This is a genomic window from Paenibacillus sp. PsM32, from assembly GCF_030433815.1.
In the GTDB taxonomy this organism is placed as follows: domain Bacteria; phylum Bacillota; class Bacilli; order Paenibacillales; family Paenibacillaceae; genus Saccharibacillus; species Saccharibacillus kyungheensis.
In genome coordinates, this window is the sequence record NZ_JARUWY010000130.1 from 1 (window position 1) to 207 (window position 207).

Consider the following 207-nt stretch of genomic DNA (forward strand, 5'->3'; position numbering starts at 1 on the left):
CCTCAACCGGATATGACAGAATGGGAAATCCTTCTTAATCGTATCAAAAACTTGGAAAAAACAGTTGAGATCGCGATTGTTTGTAAATATGTATCTTTACATGATGCTTACTTGAGTGTGGTTGAATAGTTGTCACATGCAGGATATCATGCAAATGCTGACGTGAAATTACGCTTGGTTAATGCAGAAGAAATCACTGACGAGAAC

The 207-nt window shown here is 37.7% G+C and carries 1 pseudogene; it reads left to right on the forward strand.

From position 1 onward, the window contains the following. Positions 1-207: pseudogene (locus tag QCD85_RS23895) on the forward strand (CTP synthase); the annotation flags it as partial.